We start from the raw sequence: 24,146 nt of genomic DNA, 5'->3' as shown, positions 1-24,146 counted from the left end.
GCCGCTCATTTATGAGTAAACCTTTCACTATTATTACGTTTTTTCAAGCTGGGGTGCGCACGACACAGAGAATTAACTAATTGAAAAAATTAAAGATTAATTATCTGTTCATCGGCATTCTGGCACTGCTGCTCGCGGTCGCTCTCTGGCCATCCATTCCCTGGTTTGGTAAAGCCGACAACCGTATCGCCGCCATTCAAGCGCGGGGAGAGTTGCGTGTGAGCACTATTCATACCCCACTGACTTATAACGAAATCAACGGGAAACCTTTTGGCCTGGATTACGAACTGGCGAAACAGTTTGCCGAGTACCTCGGCGTAAAACTGAAAGTGACCGTGCGGCAGAATATCAGCCAGCTGTTTGACGACCTCGATAACGGCAACGCCGATCTGCTGGCTGCAGGACTGGTTTATAACAGTGAGCGGGTAAAAAACTATCAGCCTGGCCCTACCTACTATTCCGTGTCACAACAACTGGTTTATAAAGTGGGTCAGTATCGCCCGCGTACGCTGGGCAATCTGACAGCGGAGCAACTTACCATCGCACCAGGCCATGTGGTGGTTAACGATCTCCAGACCCTGAAAGAAACAAAATTCCCGGAATTAAGCTGGAAGGTAGACGACAAAAAAGGCTCAGCAGAACTAATGGAAGATGTCATCGAAGGAAAACTCGGTTACACCATTGCTGATTCTGTCGCCATCAGCCTGTTTCAGCGCGTTCACCCGGAACTCGCTGTAGCGCTTGATATCACCGACGAACAGCCGGTGACATGGTTTAGCCCGTTAGATGGCGATAATACCCTTTCTGCCGCTCTGCTCGACTTCTTCAACGAAATGAATGAAGACGGCACGCTGGCACGCATTGAAGAGAAATACCTGGGGCATGGCGATGATTTTGATTACGTCGATACGCGCACGTTTTTACGCGCCGTCGATACCGTACTGCCGCAGTTGAAACCGCTGTTTGAGAAGTACGCCGAAGAAATTGACTGGCGTTTGCTGGCCGCTATTGCTTATCAGGAATCGCACTGGGATGCACAGGCCACTTCCCCGACGGGTGTGCGTGGCATGATGATGTTAACCAAAAATACCGCACAAAGCCTCGGCATTACGGATCGTACCGATGCCGAACAGAGCATCAGCGGCGGTGTGCGTTATTTGCAGGATATGATGAGTAAAGTGCCGGAAAGTGTGCCGGAGAACGAACGGATCTGGTTTGCCCTCGCCGCGTACAATATGGGCTATGCGCATATGCTGGATGCCCGCGCCCTGACGGCAAAAACTAAAGGTAATCCTGACAGTTGGGCTGACGTGAAACAGCGCCTGCCTTTACTTAGCCAGAAACCCTATTACAGCAAGCTGACTTACGGCTACGCACGTGGGCATGAAGCCTACGCTTATGTCGAAAATATTCGTAAGTATCAGATTAGCCTGGTGGGTTATCTGCAAGAGAAAGAGAAGCAGGCTACAGAAGCGGCGATACAACTGGCGCAGGATTATCCGGCAGTATCGCCAACTGAGCTGGGCAAAGAGAAATTTCCTTTTCTCTCGTTTCTTTCCCAGTCGTCATCAAACTATTTGACCCACTCTCCCTCTCTGCTGTTTTCGAGGAAAGGGAGTGAAGAGAAACAAAATTAATCCGTCGAGGATTGCGCTTTTTTCTGCGCTTTAATTTCCTGTCGGCGCATGCGAAAGAAGTCACTGAGCAACGCCGCGCACTCATCCGCCAGTATTCCTTCCGTAATTTCCACTCGGTGATTCATACCCGGATGGTGCAGCACATCCATTAAAGATCCCGCAGCTCCCGTTTTCGCATCACGCGCACCAAAGACCACGCGACCAATACGACTGTGGATCATCGCTCCGGCGCACATCACACATGGCTCAAGCGTGACATACAATGTGGCGTTGATCAGACGATAATTTTGCATCACAAGACCGCCCTGCCGCAGAGCCATGATTTCTGCATGTGCGGTGGGATCATGTCGACCAATCGGACGGTTCCAGCCTTCGCCAATAACACGATTGTTATGCACTAATACCGCGCCGACCGGCACTTCCCGCTCATCCCATGCACGCTTCGCCAGCGTCAGCGCGTGACGCATCCAGTATTCGTGGCTAAATTCGACTTCAGACAAAAAGAAAACTCCGGTTATAAAAGCGCGGCGCATTATACACGTACGCTATGCTTTACTCTATTCCAGTTGCTGGAGTTCACCGCGCGGGGTTACCCGCCAACGATGCTGGCAGAAATAAAGCAGCGGGTTGTCCTGATTACTGTCGCTATAGCCACTGTACAGCCGCAGCGGCGTGCCGATTTTGCGCTCCAGTTGCGCGACCTTTTCATGTCCCAGACAACGCATCGTCAATACCCAACCACCATAGCCACGCTGAATTTGGCTGGCGATAAGATTAACCCGCGGCAGCCAGGGCGTATCGAAATAAACCGCTTCAACCAGCGGCTGCGGAGATCCTGTGATCAACCAAATATCCGCATCGGAACTTAACAGGTAGGTAGTCAAACGCTCCTGAACCAGCGGAAAAGCGGTAACATTGTCGCGAAACCAGTGCACAAAATCGGCCTGCAACGCTTGTAAGCGCGCTTCACTGTGACCAAAAGTGCATCCCCAAAGAAGCAGACTCATCGGCCAGCGTGCTGCACGACCTTTTATCAATAACGCGATGGCAATGACCGGCAACAACGGCAGGACAAGTAATGCATTCAGCGGTTGGCGACGCAGTAAATAACGCAAAAAACTGCCGAACATATCCTGCTGATGCAATGTTCCATCTAAGTCAAAAAACACCACACGACGCTCGTGAGTTGCCAAACCATACTCCTCTGGACTGAAACATCCTGATTAATCTTCGCTACTACATAGCCTAACAGATAGATCATCACTTTTCCGGCAACAATCGACTGCATCATGGCTATCTGGAATTTTTAATTCATGGCAATTAGCAGCAATGGAATATAAAATTCACTCGCGTGTGTTTCATATTGCCTGTTGTCGCCATAATTTCATCGCGAGGAAAGATATGAACGGCTTACTTCGTATCCGTCAGCGTTACCAGGGGCTTGCCCAGAGTGATAAAAAACTGGCGGATTATCTGCTGCTACAACCTGATACGGCGCGCCATTTAAGCTCTCAGCAACTGGCCAACGAAGCCGGAGTCAGTCAGTCCAGCGTCGTGAAGTTCGCGCAAAAACTCGGCTATAAAGGTTTTCCGGCATTGAAGTTGGCGTTGAGTGAAGCGCTGGCAAGCCAGCCGGAATCCCCTTCTGTGCCCATTCATAACCAAATCCGTGGTGATGATCCGTTACGGCTGGTCGGCGAAAAACTGATTAAAGAAAATACTGCCGCCATGTACGCAACGCTAAACGTTAATAGTGAAGAGAAACTACATGAAGGCGTGGCAATGTTGCACTCTGCGCGGCGGATAATTCTGACCGGTATTGGCGCTTCGGGTCTGGTGGCGCAAAACTTTGCCTGGAAGCTGATGAAGATTGGCTTCAATGCCGCCGCAGTGCGCGATATGCATGCGCTACTCGCCACAGTCCAGGCGTCGTCCCCTGACGATCTGTTATTAGCCATTTCCTACACCGGTGTACGACGCGAGTTAAACCTGGCGGCAGATGAGATGCTGCGAGTGGGCGGAAAAGTGATGGCAATTACCGGCTTTACTCCCAATGCCCTGCAACAACGCGCTTCTCACTGCCTGTATACCATTGCCGAAGAACAAGCGACAAACAGTGCTGCAATCTCTGCTTGTCACGCTCAGGGAATGTTAACGGATTTACTGTTCATTGCGCTGATTCAGCAAGATCTGGAGCTGGCACCAGAACGTATTCGTCATAGTGAAGCGCTGGTGAAAAAACTGGTTTGAGTAAAGAATGCGCGTATAATGCCCGCCCGGTTTGTGTTGTTTTGAGAGTTTCCTTATGGCGCTGTTAATCACTAAAAAATGCATCAATTGTGATATGTGTGAACCCGAATGCCCGAATGAGGCGATTTCGATGGGTGAACATATCTACGAGATTAACAGCGATAAGTGTACCGAATGCGTAGGCCACTACGAGACGCCCACCTGCCAGAAGGTGTGCCCGATCCCTAATACTATTGTGAAAGATCCGGCGCATGTCGAGACAGAAGAACAGTTGTGGGATAAATTTGTGCTGATGCACCACGCGGATAAAATTTAATATTTTGCTCTGGAAGTAGAGTATTAATTATTTTACAGGAAAGCCTTAACGCCATTATATTTATTTAATTGATGACATTAGCATAATTATTCACCAAATGAATTTATATAATATCTGCCCAGACATTTATTTATAATTATTAAAGGCGCGCCTGGCTGGTTAACCTGACGCGCCTTAAGTACGTTTCCTGGTGTTACAAGAACAGAAGGATCAGCTGTAAAACAGCAATGACGACTTTAATGACCCGTTTAATCAGGTATCGGCAATCAGTCATTCGTTTTTCCTTAAACAAGGAATGCAGCCGTTCAGATTAGCCCTTACATCTCCCCAAAACTGAACGTGCGAGTTATTGGAATCGAGTGCCGCACTCCACACCAGAGCTTTGACGACACCACTCGTTTCAATGGGGGAATTCAGTGGCATGGCGTAGAACACAGCAAAATATCCAATAACGACGCCGATTCTAATGTACTTATCAAAAAGCGGTCACGTTAATCTTTTCATCAATGTCGATGTCTTCGTAAAGGCTCGCGTTTTTTATGTCAGAGATTGCAAGTTGCTTGTACAGGATAACGAAATTGATCCATAATCATTTCCGTTGGAATCGTGTGCTGCACAAAATTAAAGTTGTAAAGTAACCCCCCTGTTCCTTACCAGTTCGGGGGTTTTACTTTTTAAAGAGAACGGTATTATTTTAACTTTCAATAATTACCGTGGCGCAAGCATAGTGGCGTTCATCTGCCAGCGTTACATGCATATTTACAACGCCGAGCTTTTCCGCCAGTTTTAATGCCTCGCCCCACAGTCGCAGCCGTGGCTTACCAAGCTCATCGTTAAATACTTCAAACTGATTAAACGCCAGACCATTGCGGATCCCGGTGCCAAACGCTTTTGCTGCGGCTTCTTTTACGGCAAAGCGTTTCGCCAGAAAACGCACCGGCTGGTGGTGCGTTTTCCAGATTGCCCATTCGTTATCGCTTAATACGCGGCGTGCCAGGCGCTCACCGGATCGGGCGATCACCGATTCAATGCGAGCGATCTCCACGATATCCGTGCCTAAACCTAATATTGCCATTAGCCACGCGCTTCCAGCATCAAACGCTTCATTTCTGCCACCGCATCTTTCAATCCGGTCATCACTGCACGACCAATAATGGCATGACCGATATTCAGTTCGTGCATCTCAGGAATGGCGGCAATGGCTTTCACGTTGTGATAGGTCAGACCGTGACCAGCGTTAACTTTCAGACCGAGACTTGCGGCAAAGGCCGCGGCTTTGGCGATACGCGCCAGCTCTTGCGCCTGTTCGGCGTCAGTTTTGGCATCAGCATAGCAACCTGTGTGGATCTCGATAAACGGTGCGCCAACCTCTGCCGCAGCTTTGATCTGCTCTTCATCGGCGTCGATAAACAGAGAAACCTGGATCCCGGCATCTGCCAGACGTTTGCAGGCACCGCGCATTTTTTCACGCTGCCCTGCGACGTCCAGGCCGCCTTCGGTTGTTACTTCCTGACGTTTTTCCGGTACCAGGCAGCAAAAATGCGGCTTTGTTTCAACGGCGATCGCCAGCATCTCTTCGGTCACCGCCATCTCCAGATTCATGCGGGTATCCAGCGTCTGACGCAGGATGCGCACGTCGCGGTCGGTAATGTGGCGACGATCTTCACGTAGATGCACGGTAATGCCATCCGCCCCCGCCTGCTCAGCAATAAACGCCGCCTGCACCGGATCCGGGTAAGCAGTACCACGTGCGTTACGCAGCGTTGCAATATGGTCAATGTTGACGCCTAACAGTAATTCAGCCATGACAATCCTCATCATTCATAATGTGTTTTCACCGTTCGCTTAGGCATAAACTGCCGGAACAGTTCCCTGCTCTTTAATGGTTTACCGCCAAGATACGGCTTAAGCGCCATGCGGGTAAAGCGTTTCGCGGCGCGTAGTGTATCTGCGTCAGGAAATTCCCGCGCGTTTAACGCTTTTAACTGCCTTCCAGTGAACGTTTTATTGTCGATAACGACGCTTGCGATAAACCCTTTTTCTTCGCGATAACGATACGTCATGGTGTCATCTACCGGCTCGCCGCTACCCGCACAATGGGTAAAATTGACGCCATAACCCAGATGACCGAGCAGTGCCAGTTCAAAGCGGCGCAGCGCGGGTTCTGGCGTACCAGTGGCACCTGCAAGAGACTGAATGCAGTGCAAGTAATCGAAAAAGAGTTCAGAGAAGCGCGTCTCGTATTCCAGCACGCGGGAGAGAAGTTCGTTAATGTACAAACCACTGTAAAGGGTGATACCGCTTAATGGCAGCGCCAGCGAGACAGCTTCAGCACTGCGCAGCGTTTTGACTTCGCCACGCCCGCCAAAACGTAGCAAGAGAGGAGTGAAGGGCTGTAATGCACCTTTCAGAGTAGAGCGTTTAGAGCGTGCGCCTTTGGCAACCAGACGCACGCGACCCGATTCCTCCGTGAAGACGTCCAGCATCAGGCTGGTTTCGCTCCACGGGCGACTATGCAGGACAAATGCGCGCTGCCAGCCTTCCATCGGAGTTACTCTTAAAGATCGTCAACGTAACCGAGACTGCGCAGTGCGCGTTCGTCGTCGGCCCAACCGGATTTCACTTTTACCCACAGCTCAAGGTGAACAGGCGCTTCGAACATTTCCTGCATGTCTTTACGCGCTTCAATCCCGATGGTTTTGATCTTGGCCCCTTTGTTGCCAATAACCATCTTCTTCTGCCCTTCACGCTCAACGAGAATCAAACCGTTGATGTCATAACCACCGCGTTCGTTAGAGACGAAACGTTCGATCTCCACGGTCACGGAGTACGGCAGTTCAGCGCCGAGGAAACGCATCAGTTTTTCGCGGATGATTTCAGACGCCATAAAACGCTGTGAGCGATCGGTGATGTAATCTTCCGGGAAGTGATGGGTCGCTTCAGGCAGATGCTTACGCACGATTGCCGCGATAGTGTCGACATTCAGCCCGGTTTCGGCAGAGATCGGCACGATATCGAGGAAGTTCATCTGGCTTGCCAGGAACTGTAAATGCGGCAGCAGATCGGCTTTTTCCTGCACGTTATCCACTTTGTTCACCGCGAGGATTACCGGCGCTTTGCCATCGCGCAGTTTGTTGAGCACCATTTCATCGTCCGGCGTCCAGCGGGTGCCTTCAACGACAAAAATCACCAGCTCAACGTCGCCAATGGAACTGCTCGCCGCTTTGTTCATCAGGCGGTTAATGGCGCGTTTTTCTTCCATATGCAGGCCTGGGGTATCGACGTAGATCGCCTGATACGCGCCTTCAGTATGGATCCCCACAATGCGGTGACGAGTTGTCTGCGCCTTGCGGGAGGTGATGGAGATTTTCTGCCCCAACAATTTATTCAACAATGTGGATTTGCCAACGTTCGGACGTCCGACGATAGCAATAAATCCGCAGTAACTTTTATCGTTGCTCATTCCAGCTCCAGTTTTTTCAACGCCTGTTCGGCGGCAGCCTGCTCAGCCTTACGACGGCTTGAACCTGTGCCAACCACCGGTTCACTCAGGCCGCTGACCTGGCAGTGGATAGTAAATTCCTGATCGTGCGCCTCACCACGTACCTGGACTACCAGATAAGTCGGTAGCGGCAAATGGCGACCCTGCAAATATTCTTGCAAGCGCGTTTTCGGATCTTTTTGTTTATCGCCTGGGCTAATTTCGTCCAGACGGGTTTGATACCAGTTAAGGATTAATTTCTCGACGGTTTGAATGTCACTGTCGAGGAATACGCCACCAATTAATGCTTCGACGGTGTCGGCGAGAATTGACTCACGACGAAATCCACCGCTTTTAAGTTCACCTGGCCCTAAACGTAAGCACTCACCTAACTCAAATTCGCGCGCCAGTTCAGCCAGCGTATTGCCACGGACCAGCGTGGCGCGCATCCGGCTCATATCGCCTTCATCCACGCGAGGGAAACGGTGATAAAGCGCATTGGCGATAACGTAGCTCAGAATAGAGTCGCCTAAAAATTCTAAACGCTCGTTATGTTTGCTGCTGGCACTACGATGGGTTAATGCCTGCTGCAACAGTTCCTGATGATTAAAAGTGTAGCCCAGCTTCCTTTGAAGCCGATTAATTACGATGGGGTTCATGCGATACCAATAAATAAATGCGTCAACAATTCAGCACACGAAACAGACCTGATATACATGGCTCTGCTAACTGCTTCGCTGCAGTTTCAGTTTACCGGTATATGGGGACCAACGCTGTTTCGTGTGCCGTGGCAACCTGGAGGTGCCAACCTTAAACTTCGGGGGAATATTCTATACACAACGACGGGGGATGTCGTTAGCCACAGGAGATTTATCTCATAAATAATTCACGTTGTCGCCATAACGGCGACAACGTGAACGAAGATAAGCTATTAATGGATGCCGCCAATACGACTTAAGCGCACACCAGTCGGCCATTCGCCTTCTTGCTTATCGAAACTCATCCAGATAGCCGTTGCCCGACCTACCAGATTCGCTTCCGGCACAAAGCCCCAGTAACGGCTGTCCGCGCTGTTGTCACGGTTGTCACCCATCATGAAGTATTGGCCCGGTGGAACAATCCAGGTTGCCAGTTGTTGCCCTGGCTGCTGGTAATACATCCCCACCTGATCCTGCGCAATCGGCACTGTCAGAATACGGTGCGTCACATCACCCAGAGTCTCTTTACGCTCGGAAAGACGAATTCCATTTTCTTTGGTTTCGTTTTTCGGCACTTCAAAGAATCCGCTGGTTGCTTCCCCACCATTACGGCGCGAGAAGGTCTGAACGAAATCGCTCGGTTCCACGTTTGAGTAGGTGACCGGCAGCGCGTTTTCACACGCCTGACCGGAACTGCATCCCGGCTGAATCGTCAGCTCTTTTGAAACCGGATCGTAAGTGACTTTATCGCCCGGTAAACCCACCGCACGCTTGATGTAATCAAGCTTTGGATCTTCCGGGTATTTAAAGACCACGATATCGCCACGTTTCGGATGACCGGTTTCGATCAGCGTTTTCTGGTAGATAGGATCTTTAATGCCGTAAGCAAACTTTTCTACCAGAATAAAGTCACCGATTAACAGAGTCGGCATCATCGAGCCTGACGGGATCTGGAACGGTTCATAAATAAACGAACGCACAATCAATACGATAGCCAGCACCGGAAAAACAGAAGCACCGGTTTCCAGCCAGCCAGGCTTCGGCGCAACTTTCTTCAGCGTTGCTTTATCCAGTGAGTCACCGGCAGCCGCCTGCGCCGCTGCCTGACGTTCCCGCCGTTTAGGTGCGAAAAAGAATTTATCCACGCACCATAAAATGCCCGTCACCAGTGTGGCAATCACCAGAATCAGGGCAAACATATTCGCCATGCCAACTCCTAAGGGTTATTTGTTGTCTTTGCCGACGTGCAGAATGGCGAGGAACGCTTCCTGCGGCAGCTCGACGTTACCGATCTGCTTCATGCGTTTCTTACCTTCTTTCTGCTTCTGCAGCAGCTTTTTCTTACGGCTGATATCGCCGCCATAACATTTAGCCAGTACGTTTTTACGCAGCTGTTTCACGGTGGAGCGCGCAATGATGTGCGTACCAATCGCAGCCTGAATGGCGATATCAAACTGCTGGCGTGGGATCAGATCTTTCATCTTTTCCACCAGCTCGCGACCACGGTTTTGCGAATTATCACGGTGGGTGATCAGCGCCAGCGCATCAACACGTTCACCGTTGATTAATACGTCTACACGTACCATGTCGGACGCCTGGAAGCGTTTGAAGTTGTAATCCAGAGACGCATAACCACGCGAGGTAGATTTCAGGCGATCGAAGAAGTCGAGCACCACTTCAGCCATCGGGATCTCGTAGGTCAACGCTACCTGGTTACCGTGGTAAACCATGTTGGTTTGTACGCCACGTTTTTCTACGCACAGCGTAATAACGTTACCGAGATATGCCTGCGGCAATAGCATGTGACACTCTGCAATCGGCTCGCGCAGTTCGTAGATGTTATTTACCGCTGGCAGCTTCGATGGGCTGTCGACGTAAATAACTTCTCTTGACGTAGTTTCAACTTCATACACTACGGTCGGCGCAGTGGTGATCAGATCCAGATCGTATTCACGTTCCAGACGTTCCTGAATGATCTCCATGTGCAGCAGGCCGAGGAAGCCGCAGCGGAAACCAAAGCCCAACGCGCTGGAGCTTTCCGGCTCATAGAACAGTGAGGCATCATTCAGGCTGAGTTTGCCCAGCGCGTCACGGAAGGCTTCATAGTCGTCAGAGCTTACCGGGAACAAGCCTGCGTAAACCTGCGGTTTGACTTTCTTAAAGCCAGGCAGCGCCTTTTCTGCCGGATTACGCGCCAGTGTTAAGGTATCGCCTACCGGTGCACCGTGGATGTCTTTGATCGCACATACCAACCAGCCAACTTCACCGCATTTCAGTTCAGTGCGGTCAACCTGCTTCGGCGTGAAAATCCCCAGACGGTCGGCGTTATAGGTCTGCCCGGTACTCATGACTTTCACTTTGTCGCCCTTACGCAGGGTGCCGTTTTTAATACGGATAAGTGAAACAACGCCCAGGTAGTTGTCGAACCAGGAGTCGATAATTAGCGCCTGTAACGGGCCTTCCGGATCGCCTTCCGGCGGCGGAATATCGCGCACCAGACGTTCGAGAACGTCCTGCACACCAACGCCGGTTTTCGCTGAGCAGCGCACTGCGTCGGTGGCGTCGATACCAACGATATCTTCAATTTCTTCTGCTACGCGTTCAGGATCAGCTGCCGGCAGGTCAATCTTGTTCAGTACCGGCACTACTTCGAGATCCATTTCCATCGCGGTGTAGCAGTTTGCCAGGGTTTGCGCTTCTACGCCCTGCCCGGCGTCGACCACCAGCAATGCACCCTCACAGGCCGCCAGCGAACGGGAAACTTCATAGGAGAAGTCTACGTGGCCCGGGGTGTCGATAAAGTTAAGCTGATAGGTTTCGCCGTCAGACGCTTTGTAATCCAGCGTCACGCTTTGCGCTTTGATGGTAATGCCACGCTCACGCTCAAGATCCATGGAATCGAGAACCTGCGCCTCCATTTCACGGTCAGACAGGCCACCGCAGATCTGGATAATACGGTCAGACAGCGTCGATTTACCGTGGTCAATGTGAGCTATGATCGAAAAGTTACGTATATTCTTCATAAAGTATGATTATTGTGCCTTAATGCCCGGTTAACCAGGCTTTTAGAAGTCGCTGTTCTGAGCTTAACGTCTGTATTAATAGAAACGCCGCATTCTACACTACAACATTGAGGCGAGGAAATGTTCATACCGTATGGATTGTGGTATCTGGAAACGTCCTCGCATTTGTTATGCAAAATGCAACAAAGCCAGTGAAATCACTGGCTCGCGTCTTCCGAAGATGTTTCAAATCGCACAAGGCCTGGCGGCAATGCCACGCTTAAGATGATCGGTTGCCATTCCGCCCGGGCAGCAAACTTTCGCGAGTAGCCGCGTGCAATCAGGAATCCACCAACGCCGCCGAGAATCGCACCGCATAATGCTGCAAGATCTGAAGCAAAGAGTAGCTGAAATAACGAAGCGATGAGGAATAATCCCACCAACGGCGACATATAAACCAGTAATGCGGAGCTAAGCAGGCTGCCTTCGGTGATTCCTAATTCCACTTTTTGCCCCGGCACTAACGGTTCATCACAGGGTACGACAATGGTATGCGTGGTTTGTGGGCCAAGTTTATTCAGCACGCGGCTACCGCAACCGACACGAGAAGCACAGCTGCTGCATGAGGCTTTAACATCACAACTGACCAGCGCCTGCCCGTTTTGCCAGGAGACGACCGTAGCCCACTCTTTGATCATTGCGCTGCCCCGAACTTAATATTCTCGGCAATGCGTTTCGCCGTTTGCGGCGGCAGTTCGCCGACAATGGTGATTTCGGCGTTATCACGTACGCTTGTACTGACGGTTCTGCGTCCGGTGCGCAACATCTGATCGGTGCTCGATGGAGTAGCGCGGTTAACGTTTACCGAGAAGCTGAATAATCCGTCGGAATAGAGACGTGATTCGATAGGCATGTTGTCCATCGTCGGTAACGGACGTCGGCTGCTGGAAACCTCACTAAACCCCTGTGGCAACCAGGTTGGCGTCCAGCTGAATTTAGCTTTTTCACCTACAGGAACAGAAAGCAGCGGCGGCAGATTTGCTTTCGCCAGCGTCTGCATACTGCTGCTGATATCCTGATTAACGTTAAAAGCAATCACGCGAAATTGTTCCAGCGTTTCACCATCGCGATCAAGGAGATCAACCCGCATCGGTAATTTCGATTCGGTGTCCATCCACACGATGTAGCTGTAGCGTGTGCCATCACGGGCCACCACGCGAATGACTTCGCAAAGACGATCAGCAATACGCGTGCGTCCCACGGAGATAAAGTCGTAGTAAGGAGAAAGGCGTTTGAAATCGGTATAGATGAGCGATGGCAGAGAATCAACAATGTAATCGCCATTAAGCGTGAACGGTTCAAGGCCCGGTTCAAAGTAGCTGATTTCATTGCCGCGCTGTACCACTTCCCGGCGCGGGCCATCCATTTGCAACAATTGTGCAAGAGGACGGTTATCGAGGCGTGCATGTCGATAACGCAGAGACTCAACACCCTGTTTATTGATGCTGATGAATGACAGCTCGTAATTCAGTGACTGACTGGCCAGGTTCATCTGCTGTAATAACGCCCCGGACGCGGGAGTGGCCGAGGCGTTAGCAGAGAATAACAGGCTACCTGTCACTAATGACATGGCAAACCAAAGTTGCTTCATTACTGCGATTGCGTTCCTAAAGTTTGAATTCCTGGCACCTGTACAGCGGCTTGCTGTGTTTGGGCCTGCTCAAACTGAAGCTGTTCAGAGTGGAGTCGACGTTGCAGTTCGTAATCCTGCAACATTGCATTAATGCGACGACGCTGCTCCTGTACCTGCTGCTGTTGACCATTGTTTGCAGTCGCTTCAGAAGGTACTCCCAGGCTAACCGGGCTGGCTTTACCCATCATCGGCAGTGTATTAAATACTGGCGTTTCGGGCTGCTGGGACGTTTCAGATTGCCCATTATAGTGCTGGACGCCAACGATAACTGCAAGCGATACGCATGCTGCTACGCCCATTTGGGTAAGCTGTGCAGCCCATGGACGTACTTTCTGCCAGAATGGCATTTTCTGCCATTGATGCGGCGCAGGCTGGGCCTCTGGGATCAGTGTCGCCGGTTGACGTACTGGCTCTTCTTCAATGGCGGCCATTACGCGTGAAGAGATATCGAAATGGAGCACCTCGGGAGTATCACCCCGCATTGAGTCACGGATTAAGTGATAGCTTTCCCAGGTTTTCTGCATTTCTGGGTTATGAGCCAGTTCGTTAAGCAGCTCACTATCCAGCGTTTCGCCATCCATTAAAGCGGAAAGTTGTTCTTTCTGCATGCCTAATACCCTTATCCAGTATCCCGCTATCGTCAACGCCTGATAAGCGGTTGAACTTTGTTATCAATAGCTTCCCTCGCTCGGAAGATACGTGAACGCACCGTACCTACCGGACAATCCATGATAGCGGCTATCTCTTCATAGCTCAGGCCATCCAGCTCCCGCAAGGTTATTGCCATGCGTAAATCTTCCGGGAGGGACTCAATAGTTCGGAAAACTATCTGTCTCAGTTCTTCTGACAACATTAAGTTCTCAGGGTTCGAAATTTCTTTCAACGCGCCGCCACTTTCGAAGTTTTCAGCTTCAATGGCATCCACATCACTGGAAGGTGGACGGCGTCCCTGAGCAACCAGGTAATTTTTCGCTGTATTTACAGCAATCCGATACAGCCATGTATAAAAAGCGCTATCTCCCCGGAACGAATCCAGCGCACGATAGGCTTTAATAAAAGCTTCTTGTACCACATCGGGAACATCACCCGACGGCACATAGCGGGAAACCAGACTCGCCACTTTATGCTGATAGCGCACTACCAGTAAGTTAAAGGCTTTCTGATCTCCCTTCTGGACCCGTTCAACCAGGACCTGGTCCGTTAACTGCTCGCTCATCCGAGGTAAAGTCTCCCCAAACCAAATTTCCACGCGCTATCGAAACGCCACTCCATTAGCTGCAATTTGAGCAAGCAAAGGGTTAGAGTGTCTCGTTTTTGTAAAGTTCCGTAACGCATCTGTTTTTGTTTGTCATGCTGTAGACGGATCATTATCTATCATTATAAGTCTACAGAATCTGAACATCGCATTATCTGTGTAGAAATGCCCATTTAACTGCCTGAAGAGTAACCCAACGGCCTTTTTATTTCACCACCTAATCCTTCGCCAGCCAGTAACTTCTCGTTTTCTCGTCGCCGTGATTCGGTCTGTTTAGCCCCTGTAACAAAAATCAAAATAGCAGGTGTTTAATCGCACAACATGATGCTATGCTGACCAAACCGTGTTTAGTAAATTAAACAAAGAAAATGAATACTCTCCCTGAACATTCATGTGACGTGTTGATTATCGGTAGCGGCGCAGCCGGGCTTTCACTGGCGCTACGTCTGGCTGACCGGCATCATGTCATCGTTCTAAGTAAAGGCCCAGTAACGGAAGGTTCAACATTTTATGCCCAGGGCGGAATTGCCGCCGTGTTTGATGAAACTGACAGCATTGATTCGCATGTGGAAGACACAATGATTGCCGGTGCTGGTATTTGTGATCGCCATGCAGTTGAATTTGTCGCCAGCAATGCGCGTTCTTGTGTGCAATGGTTAATCGACCAGGGGGTGTTGTTTGATACCCACGTTCAATCGAATGGCGAAGAAAGCTACCATTTGACCCGTGAAGGTGGACATAGTCACCGACGAATTCTTCATGCTGCGGACGCCACCGGTAAAGAAGTAGAAACCACACTAGTGAGCAAGGCGCAGAACCATCCGAATATTCGCGTGCTGGAGCGCAGCAACGCGGTTGATCTGATTGTCTCTGACAAAATTGGCCTGCCGGGCACGCGACGAGTTGTAGGCGCGTGGGTATGGAACCGAAATAAAGAAACGGTTGAAACCTGCCACGCAAAAGCGGTTGTGCTGGCAACCGGCGGTGCGTCGAAGGTTTATCAGTACACCACCAATCCGGATATTTCTTCTGGCGATGGCATTGCTATGGCGTGGCGCGCGGGCTGCCGGGTCGCCAATCTCGAATTTAATCAGTTTCACCCTACCGCGCTCTATCACCCACAGGCACGAAATTTCCTGTTAACGGAAGCACTGCGCGGCGAAGGTGCTTATCTCAAGCGCCCGGATGGCACGCGTTTTATGCCCGATTTCGATGAGCGCGGCGAACTGGCCCCGCGCGATATTGTCGCCCGCGCTATTGATCATGAAATGAAACGCCTCGGTGCGGATTGTATGTATCTCGACATCAGCCATAAGCCTGCCGATTTTATTCGTCAGCATTTCCCGATGATTTATGAAAAGTTATTGGGACTGGGGATTGATCTCACGAAAGGCCCTGTGCCGATTGTGCCTGCTGCACACTATACCTGCGGTGGTGTAATGGTTGATGATCATGGGCGTACGGACGTCGAAGGTTTGTACGCCATTGGCGAAGTGAGTTATACCGGCTTACACGGCGCTAACCGCATGGCCTCAAATTCATTACTGGAGTGTCTGGTTTACGGCTGGTCGGCGGCGGAGGATATTACCAGGCGTATGCCTTATGCCCACGACGTCAGTACGTTACCGCCGTGGGATGAAAGCCGTGTTGAGAACCCTGACGAACTGGTGGTGATTCAACATAACTGGCACGAGCTACGTCTGTTTATGTGGGATTACGTCGGCATTGTGCGCACAACGAAACGTCTGGAACGCGCCCTGCGGCGGATCAATATGCTTCAGCAGGAAATAGACGAATATTACGCCCATTTCCGCGTATCAAATAATTTGCTGGAGCTGCGTAATCTGGTACAGGTTGCCGAGTTGATTGTTCGCTGTGCGATGGTGCGCAAGGAGAGCCGGGGGCTGCATTTCACGCTGGATTACCCGGAGTTGCTCACTCACTCTGGCCCATCGATCCTTTCCCCCGACAACCTTTACATAAACAAATAAAAAGCCTGGGTCAGCGCAGTGTACGCTTCGGAATAGCTCTGGTCTGGCCCACGAATCACTAAGCGATCGCTATAGCATTCTCCCGCCTGTGGGGAGAATGCCAGCAGCACCCGATGCGGCTGTCGCGTTTCGTTTTCCGCCACATCCGTCCGTAAACGTAAATGCCAGCCCATTCTTAATGCCAGTTCAGTAAAACCATTACCAATCTGCTCTGGCAACACCACGCAAAAAAATCCCTCTTCAGTAATGCACTCCGCCGCGCAGGTTAGCAACGATTGATGATCAAGCGTAGTGGTATAGCGTGCCTGTTCCCTCTGCGGCGTAGCGCACTCAACGCCCTGCTGATAATAAGGCGGGTTACTGATGATTAAATCAAAGCGTGCTGTCTGCTGTGTGATCCACTGCTGAATATCCGCCGGATAGATATTAATCCGCTCTGCCCACGGGGACTGGTTGATATTTTCCTGCGCCTGAGTCGCAGCTTCACTTTCCAGTTCAACGGCATCAATCATCACGCTGTCATCGGTTCGCTGCGCCAGCATTAATGCCAGCAACCCGCTACCCGCGCCGATATCAAGGCAACGTTTTACCCCAGCCACCGGTGCCCATGCGCCCAGCAAAATGCCATCCGTTCCCACTTTCATCGCACAGCGATCGTGAGCAACAAAAAACTGTTTAAAAGTAAATCCATTACGACGAAGCACGGATGTAGACTGTGACATGAAAATAAAACCTTGCAGGAAAAACGGCGATAGCACCGGGTGTGAACAATACCCGAGAAGCGATATCCATACAAACAGATGAAGATTGCAGCCGTAACGTCTATAATCAGCGCCCCACACAGAGGTAGAACATGACTGTAACGACTTTTTCCGAACTTGAACTCGACGAAAGCCTGCTGGAAGCCCTCCAGGATAAAGGTTTCACTCGCCCGACCGCCATTCAGGCTGCCGCCATTCCGCCTGCGCTCGATGGCCGTGATGTACTCGGTTCTGCGCCGACAGGCACCGGTAAAACGGCGGCGTATCTGCTGCCAGCGTTGCAGCACCTGCTCGATTTCCCCCGTAAGAAATCCGGTCCGCCGCGTATTTTGATCCTCACCCCGACTCGCGAACTGGCGATGCAGGTGGCCGATCATGCCCGCGAACTGGCGAAACATACGCATCTGGATATCGCCACCATCACCGGCGGCGTAGCCTATATGAACCACGCGGAAGTATTCAGCGAAAACCAGGATATCGTGGTTGCCACGACCGGACGTCTGCTGCAATACATAAAAGAAGAGAACTTCGATTGCCGCGCGGTTGAAACGCTGATCCTCGACGAAGCAGACCGTATGCTGGATATGGGTTTTGCTCAGGATATCGAACATATTGCAGGCGAAACGCGCTGGCGTAAACAGACCCTGCTCTTCTCGGCAACGCTTGAAGGCGATGCCATTCAGGATTTTGCCGAGCGTCTGCTTGAAGATCCGGTGGAAGTTTCTGCGAATCCATCCACCCGTGAGCGCAAAAAGATTCATCAGTGGTATTACCGCGCTGATGATCTTGAGCATAAAACCGCATTACTGGTGCATCTGTTAAAACAACCGGAAGCGACCCGCTCAATTGTATTTGTGCGTAAGCGTGAGCGTGTGCATGAGTTGGCAAACTGGCTGCGCGAAGCGGGCATCAACAACTGCTATCTCGAAGGTGAGATGGTACAAGGCAAGCGTAACGAAGCGATCAAGCGTCTGACCGAAGGTCGCGTTAACGTACTGGTTGCCACCGATGTTGCCGCGCGCGGTATCGACATTCCGGATGTCAGCCATGTCTTTAACTTCGATATGCCACGCAGTGGCGATACTTATTTACACCGTATCGGACGTACCGCGCGCGCCGGTCGTAAGGGAACCGCGATTTCGCTGGTTGAAGCTCATGACCATCTGCTGCTGGGCAAAGTAGGCCGCTATATTGAAGAGCCAATTAAAGCTCGCGTTATTGATGAGTTACGCCCGAAAACGCGTGCGCCAAGCGAAAAGCAGACCGGCAAGCCATCGAAGAAAGTACTGGCTAAACGTGCCGAGAAGAAAAAAGCTAAAGAGAAAGAGAAGCCGCGGGTGAAAAAACGCCATCGCGACACCAAAAATATTGGTAAGCGCCGTAAACCAAGCGGAACGGGCGTGCCACCGCAAACGACAGAAGAGTGATCTTAATTCCGGGTTTAAGCCCGGAATTAAAAGTGCTGGCAAACGCAAAACTGCCTGATGCGCTACGCTTATCAGGCCTTGTATTATCCCTCCTGTGCAGAGAAAATCGGCCAGTTTTCTCTGCCTGCAGTCCGCATGCCGTATCGGGCCTTAGGTTTTCAACCTGTTGCGTAGATTTATGCAGCGGACTGCCTTTCTCCCAAAGTGATAAACCGGACAGTATCATGGACCGGTTTTCCCGGTAATCCGTATTTGCAAGGTTGGTTTCACGATGGAACATGAACTTCATTATATCGGTATCGACACCGCTAAAGAGAAACTGGATGTCGATGTGTTGCGTCCTGATGGTCGTCATCGCACCAAAAAATTCGCTAACACCACTAAAGGGCACGATGAGCTGGTGAGCTGGCTGAAAGGTCACAAGATTGGCCATGCGCATATCTGCATCGAAGCGACCGGCACCTATATGGAACCTGTCGCAGAGTGCCTTTACGATGCAGGTTACATAGTGTCAGTTATTAATCCTGCACTGGGTAAAGCTTTCGCTCAGAGTGAAGGACTGCGTAACAAGACTGATACCGTGGATGCGCGCATGCTGGCAGAGTTCTGTCGTCAGAAGCGCCCTGCAGCCTGGGAAGCGCCTCACCCGCTTGAACGCGCGTTGCGTGCCCTGGTAGTACGCCACCAGGCGCTGACAGATATGCACACGCAGGAACTGAACCGCACTGAAACGGCGCGGGAAGTCCAGAGGCCGAGCATTGATGCTCATCTTCTGTGGCTTGAAGCAGAGCTGAAGCGTCTTGAGAAGCAGATAAAAGACCTGACAGACGATGATCCGGATATGAAACACCGCAGAAAACTGCTGGAAAGTATCCCGGGTATCGGAGAGAAAACATCTGCGGTATTGCTGGCTTATATCGGTCTGAAGGACCGCTTCGCCCATGCCAGACAGTTCGCCGCTTTTGCGGGTCTGACACCACGGCGTTATGAATCAGGCAGTAGTGTGAGAGGGGCAAGCCGGTTGAGTAAAGCCGGACATGTGTCGCTTCGCAGGGCGTTGTATATGCCTGCAATGGTAGCCACCAGTAAGACTGAGTGGGGACGGATGTTCCGTGACCGTCTGGTGGCTAATGGCAAAAAAGGAAAGGTGATTCTCGGCGCGATGATGCGCAAGCTGGCACAGGTGGCGTATGGCGTGCTGAAGTCAGGGGTCCCGTTCGATGCGTCACGGCATAATCCGGTAGCGGCGTAAAAATCGCGGAAGGGATGAAAAAAACAGCGCCTGACGGCGCTGTGTCTGGCATGCCTGCAATCTGGGAAACCGGGGTAGAAAAAAACTTGCAGGCCATAACAGTATCTACGCAGCTCCTGCAATATATTGAATTTTCATGCTTTTGTAGGCAGGATAAGGCGTTCACGCCGCATCCGGCATGAACAAAACGCACTTCGTCGACAAGTTAGGTGCCGGGTTTAAGCCCGGCATTATTTTTATCCCGGCAAAAAACACTCTTCAACACACTGAATAAAAGTGTGCATCGCCGGGCTAACCGCTTTCCCGGCATGGTGAGCGCACATTGCCGTAATGGTCTGCGACTGTTCGCCAAAAGGCAATTCGATTAATTCGCCACTCGCAAGTTCATTTGCCACTGCAAAGCGCGGCAGGTAACTGACCCCGATATTTGCCGCGACACAACGCTTGATGCTTTCAATGCTTATAAGCTCAATGGTGTTTTCCACCGTGATCCGTCGCTGGCGCAGCGTGCTCTCAAATATCTGCCGGAAGACACATTGCGGTTCGTTGATAATAAAACTACAGGCGTTATGTCTTCCCGGCTGGGTAAAATCGATATCTGCAATTTGCGGTGAAGCCACCAGCACCAGCGATTGTTCACCCAATTCTCGTCGATTCAGAGCATCATCATTTCCTACGCGATAAAAAACACCGACATCGGCCTCATCATTCAGTAGAGCATCACGGATCACGTAACAGTTCAGCGACTGCAGCGATAAACGCACTTTTGGTGCACGTTGCCGAAAACGCTGCAACACCTGCGGCATTCGGTAAGAGAGCAACGTTTCGCCCGAAACAACGCGTAGTTCCCCGTCCGGTTCCGACTCTTTTTTGGCAGCCTCACGAAGCGTATCCATCACTCTGGTGAGTTCATAGATGTGCGGCAGCAACTTTTTGCCTTCGCGAGTGAGGCACATGCGTCGACCAATTTTCTCAAACAATTGTACTGAGAACTCCTGTTCAAGCTGCTGAATATGAAAAGTCACCGTCGATTGTGTGCAACACAATTTTTGCGAAGCTCGCAAAAAGGAACCCTCTTCCACCACGGTTTTAAGCGTAATAAAACGGCGCAGATCCATAACTCCAAACCTATCGAAAATATCGAATTTAGAATGTGAAAACATTCATTTTTTTAAATGTTTTGTGTCGGGTACTGTCTACCAAAACAGAGGAGATAACAAGTGACACCGACCCTTTTAAGTGCTTTTTGGACCTACACCCTGATTACCGCCCTGACACCAGGACCAAACAATATACTCGCTCTTAGCTCTGCCACGTCGCATGGATTTCGTCGGAGTACCCGCGTGCTGGCAGGGATGAGTCTGGGATTTTTGATTGTGATGTTACTGTGTGCAGGAATTTCATTTTCACTGGCTGTTATCGACCCGGCAGCGGTGCACCTTTTGAGTTGGGCAGGAGCAGCATATATTGTCTGGCTGGCGTGGAAAATCGCTACCAGTCCAACCAAGGAAGACGGACTTCAGGCCAAACCGATCAGCTTCTGGGCCAGCTTTGCTTTGCAGTTTGTGAACGTCAAAATTATTTTGTACGGCATTACAGCACTGTCGACATTTGTTCTGCCACAAACGCAGGCGTTAAGCTGTGTAATTGGCGTCAGCGTTTTGCTGGCAATGATTGGGACGTTTGGCAATGTGTGCTGGGCGCTGGCGGGGCATCTGTTTCAGCGATTGTTTCGCCAGTATGGTCGCCAGTTAAATATCGCGCTGGCGTTGTTGCTGGTCTATTGCGCGGTGCGCATTTTCTGTTAATGAAAAAAAGCGGAAGAGGTCGCCCTCTTCCGCTTAGTAACTTGCTACTTAAACCTTACAGGCTTTCAGTAAAGGTACGAGCGATAACATCGCGCTGCTGTTCCGGAGTCAGAGAGTTAAAGCGAACTGCATAACCGGATACACGGATGGTCAGCTGCGGATATTTTTCCGGATGCTTAACTGCATCTTCCAGAGTTTCACGACGCAGAACGTTTACGTTCAGGTGCTGACCACCTTCAACGCGAACTTCTGGTTTAACTTCTACTGGAACTTCACGGTATTCAATGTCACCCAGTTTGCTTACTGCAACCACTTCGTCTTCTGCAAAACCTGCTTTCGCAACGATGCAACGCGCTTCGCCTTTTTCGCTGTCCAGCAGCCAGAAAGAGTTCAGCAGATCGTCGTTAGCGGCTTTAGTAATCTGGATACCTGTAATCATGTGATGCCTCCCCGGCAAAATTTATTTGATTTGATCAGCCTGTCGCGGCCAATTGGTAAAACCATTGTTGCTTGAGTGTATATATACTCCTCAAACACCCTTGATTCTTTGATTTAAATCAATAAAAACCACACATCAAGTATGGTCGTAAATGGATTTTATTGTTTTACATCAACTTATGCAGGTGTGAAATTTTACCAATTTACATTTTTTTGCACTCGTTTAAGTCTAAAAAATGAGCATGATTTTGTTCTGTAGAAAGAAGCAGTTAAGCTAGGCGGATTGAAGATTCGCGGGAGAGCGAGATGGCAAACGAATTAACCTGGCATGACGTGCTGGCTGAAGAGAAGCAGCAACCCTATTTTCTTAATACCCTACAGACCGTCGCCAGCGAGCGGCAGGCCGGCGTCACTATCTATCCGCCACAAAAGGATGTCTTTAACGCGTTCCGCTTTACAGAGTTGGGTGACGTTAAAGTGGTGATTCTCGGCCAGGATCCTTATCACGGACCGGGACAGGCGCATGGTCTGGCATTTTCCGTTCGCCCCGGCATTGCGACACCGCCGTCACTGCTGAATATGTATAAAGAGCTGGAAAATACTATTCCCGGTTTCACCCGCCCTAATCATGGTTATCTTGAAAGCTGGGCGCGTCAGGGCGTTCTGCTACTCAATACTGTGTTGACGGTTCGCGCAGGTCAGGCGCATTCCCACGCTAGCCTCGGCTGGGAGACCTTCACCGATAAAGTCATCAGCCTGATCAACCAGCATCGCGAAGGCGTGGTGTTTTTGTTGTGGGGATCACATGCGCAAAAGAAAGGAGCGATTATAGATAAGCAACGCCATCACGTACTGAAAGCGCCGCATCCATCGCCGCTTTCTGCACATCGTGGATTCTTTGGCTGCAATCATTTTGTGCTGGCAAATCAGTGGCTGGAACAACGTGGCGAGAAACCGATTGACTGGATGCCAGTATTACCGGCAGAGAGTGAGTAAATTTAAGGGAAAACGCCGGATGGCAGAATTGCCACCCGGCTGATTTATCAGGCTTTGTTCTGACGCCACCATTCGCCAAGCAAAACGCCGGTTGCAACAGAGATATTCAGCCCGGCAACATTGCCAGTTCCGTCAATCTTCACGCGCAAATCGTTCGGATCGCGTGCGGCATCCGGTAACCCTTCATATTCCTGACCCAGCACTAGCACCATTTTCTCTGGCAGACTGGTTTTGAACAGCGGTTTACCCTGCTCGCTGGAGGTGGTCACTACGGTGTAACCCGCCTGGCGGAAGTCATCCAGCACGTTAACAATGTTGTCGCCAGTAATCGGCTGAACATGCTCTGCACCGCCTTCTGCGGTACGGATAGCCGCACCGGATTCCAGCAACGCCGCATCCTGCACCACAACGCCTTTCACGCCGAAGTGCGCGCAACTGCGCATCATGCCACCCAGGTTATGCGGGTTAGATTCGTTTTCCAGTGCCAGTACACAATCCTGCGCACCTGCCTGACTTACCCACTGCTGCACGGTTGTACCGTTACGCTTTTTGATCAGGAAGCAAACGCCGCCGTGATGTTCCGTGCCTGACGCTTTGGTCAGTTCCGCTTCATCCACCACATGATACGCTTTGCGGTTTGCCGCCATCCAGCGCAATGCTTCTTTAAAACGTGGCGTTACGCTCTGAATAAACCAGGCGCGAACAATCGCTTCGGGGCGGCTCTGGAACAGTGCCTGACAGGCGTTTTCGCCGTAGACGCGGGTTTCTTCCGCACGCTGACGACGCAACACTTCCGGATCAATAAAACTTTTACCACTGATGCCACCGTGATCGGCCTTTTCCGGCGTCTCATCACCTGGCGCGCGGGAAACCGTGCGCCACGGAGACTCTTCCCACTTGCGGTCACGGGGCTGACTTTGTTTGTCATCGCGGGCGGGGCGACGGCCACCGTCGGCACGAGATTTTCCTGGACGCCCGCCCCCTTTCCCGGTACGCGGGTTATGGGTACGTTTATCAGAATCATCATCACTGCGGACATACATCACTTTGACCTTGCCGCTTTTACCTTTCATCTCATCGTTCATGCTTTTCTCCACCAGCGCTGCGCGAAGCGCGCAGATTACCCGAAGTGCGCGCGGTT

At 50.9% G+C, this 24,146-nt stretch carries 27 protein-coding genes; 8 read left to right on the top strand and 19 right to left on the bottom strand.

What is annotated here, in order from left to right:
• Nucleotides 1–80 precede the first annotated feature (80 nt).
• A complete protein-coding gene (mltF, locus tag AABJ99_RS06470; protein WP_039020974.1) occupies nucleotides 81–1,637 on the top strand; it encodes a membrane-bound lytic murein transglycosylase MltF in 1,557 nt (518 codons plus the stop codon).
• Here the strand turns inward: mltF and tadA are convergent.
• Together tadA and yfhb are read right to left on the bottom strand one after the other, a co-directional pair.
• Nucleotides 1,634–2,137 (bottom strand): tRNA adenosine(34) deaminase TadA, encoded by a 504-nt coding sequence (tadA, locus tag AABJ99_RS06465; protein WP_039020985.1) that lies wholly within the window; start codon nucleotides 2,135–2,137, stop codon nucleotides 1,634–1,636. The two genes, mltF and tadA, sit on opposite strands and share 4 nt — an antisense overlap.
• A gap of 57 nt (nucleotides 2,138–2,194) precedes the next feature.
• The gene (gene yfhb / locus AABJ99_RS06460; RefSeq protein ID WP_000190661.1) at nucleotides 2,195–2,830 is read right to left on the bottom strand and encodes a phosphatidylglycerophosphatase C; all 636 of its coding nucleotides are present in this window, start codon (nucleotides 2,828–2,830) and stop codon (nucleotides 2,195–2,197) included.
• 208 nt (nucleotides 2,831–3,038) lie between these two features.
• On the opposite strand from yfhb, the gene yfhH reads away from it, so the two are divergent.
• Together yfhH and yfhL are read left to right on the top strand one after the other, a co-directional pair.
• Nucleotides 3,039–3,887: a MurR/RpiR family transcriptional regulator gene (gene yfhH / locus AABJ99_RS06455; RefSeq protein ID WP_338387519.1), complete on the top strand. Its 849-nt coding sequence runs from the start codon at nucleotides 3,039–3,041 to the stop codon at nucleotides 3,885–3,887.
• A gap of 55 nt (nucleotides 3,888–3,942) precedes the next feature.
• Complete coding sequence (yfhL, locus tag AABJ99_RS06450) at nucleotides 3,943–4,203, top strand: 4Fe-4S dicluster ferredoxin YfhL (RefSeq protein ID WP_001196294.1); 261 nt, start codon at nucleotides 3,943–3,945, stop codon at nucleotides 4,201–4,203.
• Nucleotides 4,204–4,396: 193 nt separating this feature from the next.
• Here the strand turns inward: yfhL and shoB are convergent, their stop codons facing one another.
• From shoB to rseD, 13 genes are all read right to left on the bottom strand, one after another.
• Nucleotides 4,397–4,477 carry a type I toxin-antitoxin system toxin ShoB gene (gene shoB / locus AABJ99_RS06445; RefSeq protein WP_000128779.1) on the bottom strand — a complete coding sequence of 27 codons (81 nt, stop codon included), beginning with the start codon at nucleotides 4,475–4,477 and terminating at the stop codon, nucleotides 4,397–4,399.
• 420 nt (nucleotides 4,478–4,897) lie between these two features.
• A complete protein-coding gene (gene acpS / locus AABJ99_RS06440) occupies nucleotides 4,898–5,278 on the bottom strand; it encodes a holo-ACP synthase (RefSeq protein WP_000986047.1) in 381 nt (126 codons plus the stop codon).
• Entirely contained in the window at nucleotides 5,278–6,009 is a 732-nt protein-coding gene (gene pdxJ / locus AABJ99_RS06435; protein WP_039020976.1) for a pyridoxine 5'-phosphate synthase, read from the bottom strand. Before pdxJ ends, acpS begins: the two co-directional genes overlap by 1 nt.
• 11 nt (nucleotides 6,010–6,020) lie before the next feature.
• Entirely contained in the window at nucleotides 6,021–6,749 is a 729-nt protein-coding gene (recO, locus tag AABJ99_RS06430) for a DNA repair protein RecO (protein ID WP_000399393.1), read from the bottom strand.
• An 11-nt stretch (nucleotides 6,750–6,760) separates the two neighbouring features.
• Complete coding sequence (gene era / locus AABJ99_RS06425; protein ID WP_000063883.1) at nucleotides 6,761–7,666, bottom strand: GTPase Era; 906 nt, start codon at nucleotides 7,664–7,666, stop codon at nucleotides 6,761–6,763.
• Nucleotides 7,663–8,343: a ribonuclease III gene (gene rnc / locus AABJ99_RS06420; RefSeq protein WP_001068343.1), complete on the bottom strand. Its 681-nt coding sequence runs from the start codon at nucleotides 8,341–8,343 to the stop codon at nucleotides 7,663–7,665. Before rnc ends, era begins: the two co-directional genes overlap by 4 nt.
• A 272-nt stretch (nucleotides 8,344–8,615) precedes the next feature.
• Nucleotides 8,616–9,590, bottom strand: a complete 975-nt coding sequence (lepB, locus tag AABJ99_RS06415) for a signal peptidase I (protein ID WP_000002542.1) — start codon at nucleotides 9,588–9,590, stop codon at nucleotides 8,616–8,618.
• A 15-nt stretch (nucleotides 9,591–9,605) separates the two neighbouring features.
• On the bottom strand, nucleotides 9,606–11,405 hold the full coding sequence (gene lepA / locus AABJ99_RS06410) for a translation elongation factor 4 (RefSeq protein ID WP_000790168.1): 1,800 nt from the start codon (nucleotides 11,403–11,405) through the stop codon (nucleotides 9,606–9,608).
• A gap of 197 nt (nucleotides 11,406–11,602) precedes the next feature.
• A complete protein-coding gene (gene rseC, locus AABJ99_RS06405; RefSeq protein ID WP_000589077.1) occupies nucleotides 11,603–12,082 on the bottom strand; it encodes a SoxR-reducing system protein RseC in 480 nt (159 codons plus the stop codon).
• Nucleotides 12,079–13,035 (bottom strand): sigma-E factor regulatory protein RseB, encoded by a 957-nt coding sequence (rseB, locus tag AABJ99_RS06400; RefSeq protein WP_000812053.1) that lies wholly within the window; start codon nucleotides 13,033–13,035, stop codon nucleotides 12,079–12,081. Before rseB ends, rseC begins: the two co-directional genes overlap by 4 nt.
• Complete coding sequence (gene rseA, locus AABJ99_RS06395; RefSeq protein ID WP_001168459.1) at nucleotides 13,035–13,685, bottom strand: anti-sigma-E factor RseA; 651 nt, start codon at nucleotides 13,683–13,685, stop codon at nucleotides 13,035–13,037. The genes rseB and rseA overlap by 1 nt, the downstream gene beginning before the upstream one ends.
• A 32-nt stretch (nucleotides 13,686–13,717) precedes the next feature.
• Entirely contained in the window at nucleotides 13,718–14,293 is a 576-nt protein-coding gene (gene rpoE / locus AABJ99_RS06390) for an RNA polymerase sigma factor RpoE (RefSeq protein ID WP_001295364.1), read from the bottom strand.
• Nucleotides 14,290–14,445, bottom strand: coding sequence for a rpoE leader peptide RseD (gene rseD / locus AABJ99_RS06385; protein WP_001303621.1), 156 nt, complete (start codon nucleotides 14,443–14,445; stop codon nucleotides 14,290–14,292). The genes rpoE and rseD overlap by 4 nt, the downstream gene beginning before the upstream one ends.
• Nucleotides 14,446–14,700: 255 nt before the next feature.
• Here rseD and nadB point away from each other — a divergent pair, with 255 nt between their 5' ends.
• The gene (gene nadB, locus AABJ99_RS06380; RefSeq protein WP_001094513.1) at nucleotides 14,701–16,323 is read left to right on the top strand and encodes an L-aspartate oxidase; all 1,623 of its coding nucleotides are present in this window, start codon (nucleotides 14,701–14,703) and stop codon (nucleotides 16,321–16,323) included.
• Here nadB and trmN read toward each other — a convergent pair.
• Nucleotides 16,308–17,045, bottom strand: a complete 738-nt coding sequence (trmN, locus tag AABJ99_RS06375) for a tRNA(1)(Val) (adenine(37)-N(6))-methyltransferase TrmN (RefSeq protein ID WP_001353022.1) — start codon at nucleotides 17,043–17,045, stop codon at nucleotides 16,308–16,310. The genes nadB and trmN overlap by 16 nt on opposite strands.
• A 131-nt stretch (nucleotides 17,046–17,176) precedes the next feature.
• Between trmN and srmB the strand changes: the two genes are divergently transcribed.
• Nucleotides 17,177–18,511 carry an ATP-dependent RNA helicase SrmB gene (srmB, locus tag AABJ99_RS06370; RefSeq protein ID WP_000219193.1) on the top strand — a complete coding sequence of 445 codons (1,335 nt, stop codon included), beginning with the start codon at nucleotides 17,177–17,179 and terminating at the stop codon, nucleotides 18,509–18,511.
• Between the two features lie 271 nt (nucleotides 18,512–18,782).
• Nucleotides 18,783–19,763: an IS110-like element IS621 family transposase gene (locus AABJ99_RS06365; RefSeq protein ID WP_332219181.1), complete on the top strand. Its 981-nt coding sequence runs from the start codon at nucleotides 18,783–18,785 to the stop codon at nucleotides 19,761–19,763.
• A 236-nt stretch (nucleotides 19,764–19,999) separates the two neighbouring features.
• On the opposite strand, the gene yfiE is transcribed toward AABJ99_RS06365, so the two are convergent.
• Nucleotides 20,000–20,881, bottom strand: coding sequence for a LysR family transcriptional regulator (yfiE, locus tag AABJ99_RS06360; RefSeq protein ID WP_039021700.1), 882 nt, complete (start codon nucleotides 20,879–20,881; stop codon nucleotides 20,000–20,002).
• A gap of 102 nt (nucleotides 20,882–20,983) precedes the next feature.
• Between yfiE and eamB the strand changes: the two genes are divergently transcribed.
• On the top strand, nucleotides 20,984–21,571 hold the full coding sequence (gene eamB / locus AABJ99_RS06355) for a cysteine/O-acetylserine transporter (protein WP_039021701.1): 588 nt from the start codon (nucleotides 20,984–20,986) through the stop codon (nucleotides 21,569–21,571).
• A 55-nt stretch (nucleotides 21,572–21,626) separates the two neighbouring features.
• Here the strand turns inward: eamB and grcA are convergent, their stop codons facing one another.
• Nucleotides 21,627–22,010: an autonomous glycyl radical cofactor GrcA gene (gene grcA, locus AABJ99_RS06350; protein ID WP_000627804.1), complete on the bottom strand. Its 384-nt coding sequence runs from the start codon at nucleotides 22,008–22,010 to the stop codon at nucleotides 21,627–21,629.
• A gap of 305 nt (nucleotides 22,011–22,315) precedes the next feature.
• Between grcA and ung the strand changes: the two genes are divergently transcribed.
• Nucleotides 22,316–23,005, top strand: a complete 690-nt coding sequence (ung, locus tag AABJ99_RS06345; RefSeq protein WP_039021702.1) for a uracil-DNA glycosylase — start codon at nucleotides 22,316–22,318, stop codon at nucleotides 23,003–23,005.
• 47 nt (nucleotides 23,006–23,052) lie between these two features.
• Here the strand turns inward: ung and yfiF are convergent, their stop codons facing one another.
• Entirely contained in the window at nucleotides 23,053–24,090 is a 1,038-nt protein-coding gene (yfiF, locus tag AABJ99_RS06340) for a tRNA/rRNA methyltransferase (RefSeq protein WP_000997419.1), read from the bottom strand.
• Between the last annotated feature and the right edge of the window lie 56 nt (nucleotides 24,091–24,146).

This window comes from Escherichia coli (genome assembly GCF_036503815.1).
Lineage (GTDB): Bacteria > Pseudomonadota > Gammaproteobacteria > Enterobacterales > Enterobacteriaceae > Escherichia > Escherichia coli_F.
Note: the sequence above shows the minus strand (reverse complement) of the source record. Positions and strands in the feature narration are given on the sequence as shown.